The sequence below is a fragment of the Gemmatimonas sp. UBA7669 genome, assembly GCF_002483225.1.
Classification (GTDB): domain Bacteria; phylum Gemmatimonadota; class Gemmatimonadetes; order Gemmatimonadales; family Gemmatimonadaceae; genus Gemmatimonas.
In genome coordinates this window covers 134,206-144,763 of sequence record NZ_DLHL01000055.1, presented here as the reverse complement: position 1 = coordinate 144,763, position 10,558 = coordinate 134,206, and the positions used below count along the sequence as shown (strand labels likewise).

At 70.6% G+C, this 10,558-nt stretch carries 11 protein-coding genes and 1 pseudogene; 7 read left to right on the top strand and 5 right to left on the bottom strand.

The genetic code is table 11. The annotated features are described in order from the left end of the window. Positions 1 to 499: ATP-binding protein (locus tag B2747_RS17595; RefSeq protein ID WP_291164018.1), on the top strand; the 499-nt coding region annotated here is incomplete at its 5' end. Here B2747_RS17595 and B2747_RS17590 read toward each other — a convergent pair. Then, positions 479 to 847 carry a hypothetical protein gene (locus B2747_RS17590; RefSeq protein ID WP_291164015.1) on the bottom strand — a complete coding sequence of 123 codons (369 nt, stop codon included), beginning with the start codon at positions 845 to 847 and terminating at the stop codon, positions 479 to 481. The two genes, B2747_RS17595 and B2747_RS17590, sit on opposite strands and share 21 nt — an antisense overlap. Before the next feature lie 124 nt (positions 848 to 971). Here B2747_RS17590 and B2747_RS17585 point away from each other — a divergent pair, with 124 nt between their 5' ends. The 5 genes from B2747_RS17585 to qatD all read left to right on the top strand — a co-directional run bounded on the left by B2747_RS17585 (position 972) and on the right by qatD (position 6,994). Beyond that, on the top strand, positions 972 to 1,223 hold the full coding sequence (locus tag B2747_RS17585; RefSeq protein WP_291164021.1) for a helix-turn-helix domain-containing protein: 252 nt from the start codon (positions 972 to 974) through the stop codon (positions 1,221 to 1,223). Positions 1,224 to 1,845: 622 nt separating this feature from the next. Beyond that, positions 1,846 to 3,849: a KAP family P-loop NTPase fold protein gene (locus B2747_RS17580; RefSeq protein ID WP_291164013.1), complete on the top strand. Its 2,004-nt coding sequence runs from the start codon at positions 1,846 to 1,848 to the stop codon at positions 3,847 to 3,849. A 246-nt stretch (positions 3,850 to 4,095) separates the two neighbouring features. Continuing rightward, on the top strand, positions 4,096 to 4,800 hold the full coding sequence (locus B2747_RS17575; protein ID WP_291164010.1) for a hypothetical protein: 705 nt from the start codon (positions 4,096 to 4,098) through the stop codon (positions 4,798 to 4,800). A 35-nt stretch (positions 4,801 to 4,835) separates the two neighbouring features. Beyond that, entirely contained in the window at positions 4,836 to 6,203 is a 1,368-nt protein-coding gene (gene qatC, locus B2747_RS17570) for a Qat anti-phage system QueC-like protein QatC (protein ID WP_291164007.1), read from the top strand. 8 nt (positions 6,204 to 6,211) lie between these two features. Then, positions 6,212 to 6,994, top strand: coding sequence for a Qat anti-phage system TatD family nuclease QatD (qatD, locus tag B2747_RS17565; protein WP_291164004.1), 783 nt, complete (start codon positions 6,212 to 6,214; stop codon positions 6,992 to 6,994). Positions 6,995 to 7,039: 45 nt separating this feature from the next. Here the strand turns inward: qatD and B2747_RS17560 are convergent, their stop codons facing one another. The 3 genes and pseudogenes from B2747_RS17560 to B2747_RS20285 form a co-directional block, all read right to left on the bottom strand. After that, positions 7,040 to 7,618 (bottom strand): hypothetical protein, encoded by a 579-nt coding sequence (locus B2747_RS17560; RefSeq protein WP_291164001.1) that lies wholly within the window; start codon positions 7,616 to 7,618, stop codon positions 7,040 to 7,042. Positions 7,619 to 7,624: 6 nt separating this feature from the next. After that, entirely contained in the window at positions 7,625 to 8,905 is a 1,281-nt protein-coding gene (locus B2747_RS17555) for an ATP-dependent DNA helicase (protein ID WP_291163999.1), read from the bottom strand. Between the two features lie 286 nt (positions 8,906 to 9,191). Beyond that, a pseudogene (locus tag B2747_RS20285) lies at positions 9,192 to 9,356 on the bottom strand (helix-hairpin-helix domain-containing protein); the annotation flags it as partial. Positions 9,357 to 9,542: 186 nt separating this feature from the next. Here B2747_RS20285 and B2747_RS17545 point away from each other — a divergent pair. Beyond that, entirely contained in the window at positions 9,543 to 9,869 is a 327-nt protein-coding gene (locus B2747_RS17545; protein ID WP_291163994.1) for a hypothetical protein, read from the top strand. 247 nt (positions 9,870 to 10,116) lie between these two features. Here B2747_RS17545 and B2747_RS17540 read toward each other — a convergent pair whose 3' ends face one another. Beyond that, complete coding sequence (locus B2747_RS17540; protein WP_291163991.1) at positions 10,117 to 10,557, bottom strand: hypothetical protein; 441 nt, start codon at positions 10,555 to 10,557, stop codon at positions 10,117 to 10,119. Position 10,558 lies beyond the last annotated feature (1 nt).

The following is a 10,558-nucleotide window of genomic DNA, read 5'->3' as shown; positions in this document are numbered from 1 at the left end:
TCTTGACAGACATAGAAGCATCTTAGCCATTAGTCTCGCCGTGCACGCGGCGGAGCGTGGCCGGCGCGTGTACTACGCGACGCTCGCCGACCTGATCACATGGCTGGAAGACGCGCAGCAGGCCGGCCATCTCACGCGGCGACTCCGCACGCTGGTGTCGCCGAGCCTGATGGTGGTCGATGAAATCGGCTACCTGCCGATCTCCCGCACCGGCGCCCAGCTGTTCTTCCAGCTCATGAGCCGGCGCTACGAACACGCGTCGACGGTGCTCACCAGCAACAAGTCCTTCGAGGAATGGGGCGACGTCTTTGGCGACGAGGTGATGGCCGCGGCGCTGATCGACCGCCTGGTCCACCACTGCCACATCGTCAACATCCGCGGCAACAGCTACCGCATGCGGGAACACCGGGCGCTGGCCTCCCGGCTCACCCCGGCCGCCCCCGCGGAGCCCGCCGCCAGTGCCAGTCGCAGCCGACCCTCACGGCGCCAGGAGGCCTGACCGAACCGGGCTCATCCCCCGCCCAAAGTGTGCAATTCTTGTTGGTGAAAGTGCGCAATTCTTGTTGGTGTTGACAACCCCGCGCTCACCGATCACGCGCTCGAGCAAGAGCAGTTCTTGGGTCGCCCACTCCAAGGCGCGCAGGGACGCACGGGACTCCAATGCGTCCCCCGCCTCGCTGGTGGTGGCATGGGCGACGAGGAGTTGGCGGCGCTGCGCACCCGCTTGGGCATGCTCCTCAAGAAGCCGAGTATCGCTGTACCCTCGCATGTCCGCCTCCCGCGCGGCCGGGGCGGCGGCCGTGACATCGTAGAGCCATTCGAGCGTGACGGGTGTGGGCACAGGCATGGGTGGATGCGAGGAGGAGAGCGGACGACTCCCAAATCTCCGGGCCCGGAGACCTGAAGCGGAGCGCGGATGTGACGCATAGTCTGTAGACCCATAGTCTGCATTGTCAAACACTCGCTGGGTGATGACAGCGACCAGTATTCGAGAGGCGGCAGGACGGGTGCTCCGGGCGAGCCGGGAGGCGCAGGCGATCAGCCAGGAACAGCTCGGGTTCCAGGCCGGCCTCCACCGGACCTACATCAGCTCGGCTGAGCGAGGCCAGCGCAACCTCTCGCTCGAATCGCTCAGTCGATGGCTGGCCGCGCTGGGGATGAGCTGGGAGGGGTTCGGCGCCGCCATGGACGGAGAGCGCACCCGTCGCCGCCGAGGCAGCTGACTTGGGTATGGCCGAGACGTGGGACTACCCACGGATGGCCTCAACGGATGAGTCTGGTTGCCTCGAGCGTGGTGCCCCGGGGGGCATGGTCGGGTCGTGTGCCGCGCCGCGCGCCGCCCGTGCGCGTTGAGGGCGTACCTACCGCGCGGCCACGGTGGCGGCGGCCGTGAGCCCCTCGGGGAACGGTTGCACCATCCTCCGCCTTCTTGGCGCGACGGTGGACGCACTGGCGCGCCGCCGCTTCCCGCCAGGCACGCTGCGGGCGCGCGCCCCTGCCGGCACGTCTCAGTAGGGTACCTTGTGGCTCAGCTGCGCCCATTGCAGTGGCCCGCCGCACGCGAAATTGAGGCGGACGTTGCCCACGTCGTGACCGCGGACCGCCCCCGTCGCGAACACCGGGAGGCTGTCTCGCCGACGTTGGCGGGGCTTCGGGTGCGAAAGCACAGTGCTCGCGTGCCGTCGTCTTGCGCAGCACACGCTGCGGAGCACCACGCGATGCGCCGCGTGCTGCGCACAGGGTGCCGTGCTGCGCGATGGCGTGCTCACCCGTAACTTCGGGGCGGCCGTTCGACGGTGCACGCGCTCGCGCGCCCGGCAATCGCGGGTCTCCCGGAGGGTGCGTATGTGGTCTGACAACGAAGCCGTCGTAGACCTGCTTAACGTCGAGCACCTCGTGGGTGCCGTGCTCCGCGTCGTCAAGGACGACCGGCTCGACCCGGTCACCGTGGGCGTCTACGGCGACTGGGGCAGTGGCAAGTCGAGCGTGATCCACCTGTTGCGCGAGCGCATTGCCACCGAGCCGGACCTGCTCGCCGTCTACTTCAACGGCTGGCGCTTCGAGGGATACGAGGATGCGAAGGCGGCCTTGGCCTCGACGATTCTGGAGCAGATCCAGGAGGAGGCCGAACAGCCCACTGGCGGAAAGCTGGCCAAGGTCAAGACCGTCGTCGTCGATGCGGTGAAGGCGTTCTGGGGGCGTATCGATACGCTGCGACTCGGCAAACACGCACTTGCGGTCGGCGCGAATGCCAGCATCGCGGCCGGCGCGGTCGCCTTGGGGGCGACCGCCGCGGCACCGGTCACTGTGGCCGCGCTGGTCGCGGCGGTGCTGGCATCGCTCGCGGCCTCGGGTAAGGAAATCGATGGTGAGCAACTGGCCGCGCTGATCAAGGCGCGAGAGGCGGCCGACGCGAAGGAGCAGCGCGACACGCACGTGTCGGTGCGCGACTTCCACAAGGCGTTTGCGGAGCTCGTCCAGAAGCTCAATGTCAAACGGTTGGTGGTCATCGTCGATGACCTCGACCGATGCCTCCCCCACAACGTGATCGACACGCTCGAGGCCATCCGGCTCTTCCTGTCGGCGCCCAAGACGGCCTTCGTGATCGCGGCGGAGGAGGGCCTCATCCGCGACGCCGTGGCGTCCCGGTTTGCGGAGTCGCCCGCCGCGGGAGGTCTCGACGGGCGCCCCCGGGCCTCGGTTGGCGCGCGCTACCTCGAGAAGCTCATTCAGGTACCCGTCCGCGTGCCCCCGCTCTCGCGGAGCGATCTGCACGGCTATCTCAACTTGCTTTTTGCGGAGCAGCGAGAGGCGGATGCCGCCACGTTCGCGCAGCTCTGCGAGCGCGTGCGCGCGTCGTCGTCCTATGACGCGGTGTCGTTCCACGCGGGGAACGCCAAGGAGCTGCTCGGTCGCGACGTCAGCGACGAACTCCGCTCCGACTTTCTCCTGGCGGAGCAGATCGCCCCGGTGCTCGCGCTTTGTGCAGAGGGCAACCCGCGGCAGACGAAACGCTTCCTCAACGCCCTGGTGCTCCGGCTCCAGATGTCGGCAGATCGCAAGGTCATGCTCGACCGGGCCATTGCCGCGAAGATGCTGCTCCTCGAGTATTTCCTGCCCGAGATGTTTCGGACCTTGGCGCTTGACGCGGCAGCGCACGAAGGCCGTGCCGAGACGCTCGTCGACCTCGAGGCCGACGTGCGGGGCGGCGCCGGAGACGGCACGGCCACGCCGCGGGCTGGTGCGGCTGTGGGGACGTTCGCCATGCAAGCCGCCGCGATGCTCGACAACGAGCGGTTCCGCACGTGGCTGCGTGCAGATCCGCCGCTCGGCACGGTCGACCTCCGGCCGTACGTCTACTTCGCCAACGAGCGGTTCGCGCTCCCGGTGGGGCTGGCCCAACGGTTGAGCAAGGCCGGATCACGAGCCCTCGAGCAGCTGCTGGGGGACGCCGAGTCGGAGCAGGGCGCGGCCGCCGAGGTGACGGCCGGTCTGCCGCTGCCGGAGGCCGCCGTCATCTTGGGCGAGCTCACTGCGCGGGCACGAGGGAGCGGGGTCGATCTGCAGGCGCGCACCTCCCCCCTGCACGCCATGGTGGCGGTTGCGAAGAAGCGGCCAGAGGTCGGCACCGACGTCATCGCGGCGATCCTCGGCTTGCCGTACGAAGTGCTTCCGGCCGGAGCCGCGATCCTCATCGCGTCGCTCGCGCCAGATCCGAGCCTTCGAGAGCCCGCCGTGCGCGCACTCCGGACGCTGTCGGCGCAGTCGAGGAACCCGGCGCTTTCGTCCGCGGCCGCCTCGCGACTGAAAACGCTCGAATCGCGCGCCGCAGCCGCGGCGGGGCGATAGGCCGTGGGGACTTCCGCCTCCAATCCTGGGCCGGGTGGACCGCCCCCACTGCTGCCCCCATGGGCGGAGCCCGCCGAGGGCGGCGACGGCAGCGACCATGGCAATGACGACGGGGCTTCGCCAGACGGGGCTCCGCCGGACGACGCACCGCCGGATGCCGCGCCGCCGGATGCGCCGCGTCCGAAGCCGGCGGTGCCCATAGGCGAGCCACCGACGTGGCCGTCGACGCGTCGCCTGATCGGCGCGGTGGGCACCGGGCGCGTGGGCGGCGCCGCCGGGCGCGAGAACGTCCGATCCGGCGTCCGCAGCGCCGTCGGCGCGATGGGCGGCGCACGACGCGCCGCGCAGCTGTCCACGGCCGGCAGTCAGACGGCGGGACGTTTCGCCAGCTTCCTGTCGGGGGTCGCGACGGGCGGCATCGCGAGCGCGGCGCGCGAGTTCGGGATCGCCGAGTTCCTGGATCGCAGTGCCGACGTGTTCCTCCTCCGGCTCGCGGACGCGCTGGCCCCGACCGGCGCCCTGACCGAGGACGCCGTCGCACGCGACGCGATGGATGACACGCTGCTCGAACTCTTTGACCAGATGGCCGTGCCGACGGGCGGCGTGCTGGCGCTCGACCGCATGACGCCGGCCCTCATGGCGGATGCGCTGCTGCGGTACGTGACGAACTACATCTACACGCGCGTGATCAACGCGCTCACGGCCCACATCCACGCCAAGTCCAACGGCATCATCCCGCGCATGCGCGAGATCGAGAAGGCCGCGCGGCACTACATCGAGGATGCGGTGCGGCTGGACATCGACACCACCGCGTTCTTCGGCGCGCAGGGCGCCCTGTTTGCCGCCCGCTGGGACGCTGGGGAAGGGCAACGCGTGATCGACCGGCTTTTCGAGGAGTCGTACGGTGTCGTGCAGGCGGGGCTGCGCCACGGCGACCGGGGCGCCGCATGAGGGGGGCGACGCACGGCCCCGCGCCCACGTATCACGTGCTGCTCCGCGCGGGCGCGGAGGACACCTTCATCGTCGAGCCGGGAAGCCGGGGGCAACTCGTGGGACTGCGTATGGACGGCGCACCCGGCGATGACCGGTGGCGCGTTGATGAGGACGTGTGGGAGCCGCTCCGGCAGGCGGGACTGGTACCGACCCAGGACGCGGTCGATCTGTTTCGCGTGGCCACGGCTGCCTACTGCGCGGATCTGCTGGTGCCGCACCGAACGGCGTACGACCGATGGAGTCGACACATCGTGCTGCATGTGCCGGTGGCGGACCGCGCGCGGTGGGAGGCGGCAACGCCGGCGCTGTGCGCGCTGCTTGACTATCTGTCCGGGGACCACTGGAAGCTCGCCTTTCGCGAGTCACAGGTGCCGCCCCCGCCGCGGCCGCGTCCGATGCGGACGACGCCGACGCCGATCCATGCGCAGTGCGTCAGTCTGTTGTCGGGGGGGCTCGACTCCGCCATCGGCGGCGCCGATCTGCTCGCCGCAGGTCAGCGCGTGGCCTTCGTGAGCCACAACGCGAAAAGCGGCGGCGCCACGTTCTCGAGCCCGGCCCAGCAGGCCGTGCTCGACGCGTTGGGTCGCCACTTTCCCGCAGACCTCGCACGTCCGCTCCGCTTTCGCCTGAATCCGCCGGCCCCGGTTGCGGGGGAGACCGAGAGCGTCACGACGACCCGCAGCCGCTCGATCATCTTCTTCGCGCTCGGTCTGCTCGTGGCGAGCGCGCTCGATGTGGCCCATGGTGGTGGGCCGGTGCCGCTCGTCGTGCCCGAGAACGGCCTGATCTCGCTCAACGTGCCACTCACCAAAGCACGCCTCGGGAGCTGGAGCACGCGCACGACGCACCCGCACACCTTGGCGATGCTGCGCGAGGCGATGCGGGAGCTCGGTCTGTCGACGCCGCTGCACACGCCCTACGCCGCGCAGACGAAGGGGGAGATGCTGGGTGCGTGGGCGGCGCGCGACCGCGGGATTGCGGCGGACCTCGCGGCCGCGAGCGTGTCGTGTGCGCATCCGAACCAGAGCCGCTTCCTGGGGAGCGCACAGCGCCAACCGCACTGTGGGACGTGCGTGCCCTGCATCATTCGCCGCGCGTCCACGCAGCACGCCGGCGTGGATGACGGCCGGTACAGCTTCGACCTCCCTAGCGCGCTGCCCACGCTCAAGCCGCGTCGGTCAGCCGACGTGCTGGCGTTTCTGTACGCGCTCGAGACGCGCCGTCGTCCGGCACGGGCGGTCGACATCAACCTGAGCGGCCCACTGCACGTGGAGACGGACGCGGAGCTGCAGCAGCTGCTCCGCGTGTACGACGCTGGGATGGACGAGGTCGCGCGCCACCTCGGCGTGCCGATCCGGTAGACTGGCCGATGGACGCCGCCGCTTCTCCCAGTCACGCGCACTTCCTCGACACGCACTGCCACGTCGATCTGTACCCGGATCCGGCCGCGCTCCTCCGGCAGATCGAGCAGCAGCGGATCTACACCGTCGCGGTCACGAACACGCCGTCAGTCTTCTCGCGGCTCTGCGACATGGTGGGCACGGGGCGCTACGTCCGCCCCGCGCTCGGCCTCCATCCTGAGCTGGCCGTCCAACGGCACCGCGAGCTCCCGCAGTTCGCCACGCTGCTCCCACGCACGCGCTACGTCGGCGAGGTTGGCCTCGATTATCAGACGGGCGTGGAGTCGGAGCGCGCCACCCAGCGTCGGGTCTTTGCCTCGATTGTCGAGCAGTGCAACTCGGCGGGTGGGAAGGTGGTGACGGTGCACAGTCGCCGCGCGGCAGACGACGTCGTCGATGCGTTCGGGGCAGGGTTCCGAGGCACGTACATCCTGCACTGGTATTCGGGTGGCGTGCGCGCGCTACGCCGCGCGCTATCGAACGGAGCCTTCATCTCGGTGAACCCCGCGATGATGCGCTCCGACCGCGGACGGGCGCTCGTCGCCGAGGTGCCTCGCGCGCGCGTGCTGACCGAGACCGACGGCCCGTTCGTCACGATGGGGTCAGCGGCGGTGCCCACCGCCGCCACACCGGCGGACGTCCGGGGCGTGGTCGTCGAGCTTGGCCTGCTCTGGGGGGTCGACCCCGCCGAGGCGCGCGACATCGTCTACGGCAACTTCGCGTCCATGCTCACGACATCGCGCACATCCTAACGCTACCGCGCGCACGCCTGGCGCCGGCGAACGCGTTGAACGACGTCAGCTTGACTCCTCGTCGTCCCACAGCGACGGATTCCCGTCATCGGTCGGTGGCGGCGGGGCGACGTCGGGGCCCCCCTCGAGCCGCGCGCGCCGCCGCCGCCGGTACTGCTCCGCCGCGGGAGCGCTGAGATCCGCGTGAATGGCCCGAAGCGTCTGCAGCGTCTTCTCGAAGTCCGCCATGAGGAGCGGCGTGTCGTGGTCTCCGTCAGTGCGTTCGACGGTGGCCGTAAACTGCTTCATCGCCCAGACCGCACGCGCAAACCCCTCGCGCAGCTCGCGCGCGAGTTCGGCGTCGCTCACCTCGCCCATGGACGCGGCCCCCGGCGCGGTGAGCGTGAGCGCTGCCTTGCCGTGCCCGGTGCGGGCCGCCCGATCCGCGGCCTCGATGCGTTCGACGAGGGCGGCGATGTCCGGGTCTCCCTTATTGAGCCAGTTATACAGCGTCTGGCGCGCCATGCCGATATGCGAGGCGATGGCTTTGACCTCGGCGGGGAAGGCGACTGGGTCCTCACGGTGTTTCCCGCCGAGGTACGCGTCCGTGGCGGCGATGAGCTGCGTCTTCTTGCTGGCGGCCATTGGGTGTCAGAGGCTGTGGAGGCTGAGATGGCGCTGGAGGCCGGTGTGCCGTGGCGTCGTGCCGCCCGTGGCAGGGTCCAGGAGCCGCGACAAGGCCACCTCGTCGGCGAGGAGGGTCACGCTCCGGCGAGCCCGCGTGACGGCCGTATACAGCAGCTCACGGGTCAGCATCGCGCTGTGGGACCGGTGCGCGATGACGATCACGTCGGGCCATTCGGACCCTTGGGCACGGTGGATCGTGGTCGCCCAGGCAAGCTGCAGGTTGAGCAGCCGATAGCCGGTCACCGTGATCTCGCGGCCTTGATCGAATTGCACGGTCGCGGCCTCGGGCGTGGTCGCCATCACGTGACCCACTTCGCCGTTGAAGACGCCGGACGGTCCGAGGGCGTAGTCGTTGCGCGTCTGCATGACCGGATCGCCGACGCGGACCGACGCGCCACCACCGATGACGGGCCCGCGCTCACGCACCGGGTTGAGCCGCGTCTGGAGGGCGGTGTTGAGGGCGTGCACGCCGAGGAGGCTCCCCCGTCGCTTCATGGGCGAGAGCACCTGCACGTCCGAGAGTGCCCGACCGTCGCGCCGCAGCCCCTCCAGCAGCGACGCGACCTGGGCTTGGCCGCGCAGGCCCTCGGCCTTCTCATCGGACCCCGCCACCCCGCCGCGGGCCATCGGCGCTCCCCCGGCATGCCCGGACAGCGCCGTGCTGAAGGCGCAGAGGCGGAAGTCGGCGGCGGCCTGCAGCGGCTCGCCCTGGAGCAGCCGGTACGCGTTCTGGACGATGCCAGACTCGCGGCCCTGCCGAAACACCTCGGTAAGGTGGGCGCGGGGCACCTGAGGGCAGGCCAGCAGATCGCGGAGCACCGCGCCGTGCTCGATGCTGGGCAGCTGGTCGGTATCGCCCACCAGCACCACGCGCGCGGCGGGCGGCAGGTTATCGAGGAGCCAGGCCATGAGCTCCGTGGGCAGCATGGAGACTTCGTCGACCACGACCAGATCCAGGTCGAGTGGGGCGCGCCGGCGTGAGCCGGGAACGCCGCCGATGAGTCGGTGCACGGTCTCGGCGGGGACGCCGGTGACTTGAGAGGCGCGGCTGGCGGCCTTGCCAGTGGGCGCGACGATCTTGAGGCGCAGTCCGAGGAGGCGGGCGGCATCGACGATGGCGCGCACGGTCGTGGTCTTCCCCGTGCCCGGTCCGCCGGTCAACACAAACAGACGGTGCGAGAGCGCGGCACTGGCCGCCTGCGCCTGCGTGGGCGAGAGTCCGGCCGAACGCGCGACCGCGGCCACGCGGGCCTGATCCGCCGCGCCCAAGGCGCACGGGCGCTGCAGCCGGCGGCGGACGTGGCGGNNGGCGGCCGACGCGCCATTCCGCGTCGAGTGCGGAGGGCAGGTAATAACTGCCATCGTCTTCCGCGACGTGTCCGGCATCGACGGACACCGCCAGCGCCTGCTCGGCGCGTGCCTTCGCCCCAACGAGGTCGGCCACGGCCGGCGCCAGCAGCGCACGGGGAAGGCACGAGTGCCCGTCATCAGCGGCGGCCTCACCCAACGCGAGCACGGTCGCGGCGCTCAGCCGCTCCGGATGTTCGGTGGACACCCCGAGCGAGCGGGCCATGGCGTCCGCGCGTCGCCACGTGAATCCCGGCACCTGGAGCAGCCAGTAGGGCCGCCGCAGCAGCACGATCTCGACGAGGTCCGCGGACCGGAAGAAGCCAAAGATCCGGCGGACATGCGCCATGGGGATCCCGCGTGACGAGAGCCGGAGGGCGAGGTCGTACGCGTCCTGCTGCTCGACATAGCGCGTGCGCCACTGCGTCCAGCCGGCTGCCAGGTCGCGTCCCACTTTGCCCGCAAAGAGGGTCTCGAGCAGGGCGGGCTGGTCGTTCAACAGGGTGACGGCGTTCGCGCCCAGCACCTTGGCAATGTGCGCGGCGCGCTGCCCGCCGATGCCTTCGAGGTTCGCCGCGATGAAGTCGCGTACCCCACTCGTGGTCGTCGGCAACTGCACGTCGCGGCACTCATCCAGCACCAGTTGCTCGCGCTGCCCCGTGTGGAGCACGACCGCAGCGGGCGCCGCTTCCCAATGTCCGCGCACGAGCGCACTGCAGCCGACGGGGAGAAACGGCGCGCCGCGCGCCACAAACCGGCACTCTCGACCCACCGCGAGTCGGAGGCGGCCGGATTGCCACGTACCCTCGTCCGAGACGCCTGGGTCGCGGCTCAGGATGGTCGCGCGCTCGCGCACGGATGATTCGCCAGGCCCGTTCACGTACAGCGCGATGCAGGGATCCTGCGCATCCACCGCGGCCCGATGCGTCGCGCACCGAGGGCTGGGGTGCCGGTCACGGCCGCCGCCGTGGCGCGCTGATTGGCATGACGCGGGTGTCCGTGGGTTGGCGCATCGCGGCATGTAGCAAGGCCATCTCGCGTGCCATCGCCGCGTTCAGGGTTTCGAGCTCACGGATCCGCGTGGCCGACTCCGTTCGGGCCTTCGCGAGCTATTCCCGGAGCCGCGCGATCACGATGTCCGGATGGCGTGCGTCCACGGCCGACTGCGCGTCGGCGAGCCGCTGGTCGAAGGCGGCGATGACGGACGGATGCCGGTAGATCGTGGCGCGCGAGAGCCCGGCTTCGAGTGCCACGTGCTCCTTCGTGATCGCCCGATAGGCCGGATCCGCGGTGCCGGCGAACACCCGTTCGAGCGCCGCGAGCAGTGCCGCCTCGGTCGCCAGCAGCTTCGCGGCGCGCCGCTCGTCGGCGGTGCGAGGCGGTGGCGTGGGTGCGGCATCGGCAGTGGGTCCGGTCGCCGTGGTCAGGCGGGTGCCGGCGCGGGGCCGGATCGCGGTTGCCGACGCAAGGTGTAGCACGGGCGGCGGCGTGGCCGGGGCCGGGTCGGACGGGACGGAGGGGCCCGGGTGGGGCCTGGTGCGCTTGGGCATC

Excerpts from the sequence above, each read along its gene's own strand:
- B2747_RS17585 (WP_291164021.1), top strand. The coding sequence starts at position 972 with ATGACAGCGACCAGTATTCGAGAGGCGGCAGGACGGGTGCTCCGGGCG.
- B2747_RS17540 (WP_291163991.1), bottom strand. The coding sequence starts at position 10,557 with ATGCCCAAGCGCACCAGGCCCCACCCGGGCCCCTCCGTCCCGTCCGAC.
- B2747_RS17560 (WP_291164001.1), bottom strand. The coding sequence starts at position 7,618 with ATGGCCGCCAGCAAGAAGACGCAGCTCATCGCCGCCACGGACGCGTAC.
- B2747_RS17580 (WP_291164013.1), top strand. The coding sequence starts at position 1,846 with ATGTGGTCTGACAACGAAGCCGTCGTAGACCTGCTTAACGTCGAGCAC.
- B2747_RS17590 (WP_291164015.1), bottom strand. The coding sequence starts at position 847 with ATGCCTGTGCCCACACCCGTCACGCTCGAATGGCTCTACGATGTCACG.
- qatD (WP_291164004.1), top strand. The coding sequence starts at position 6,212 with ATGGACGCCGCCGCTTCTCCCAGTCACGCGCACTTCCTCGACACGCAC.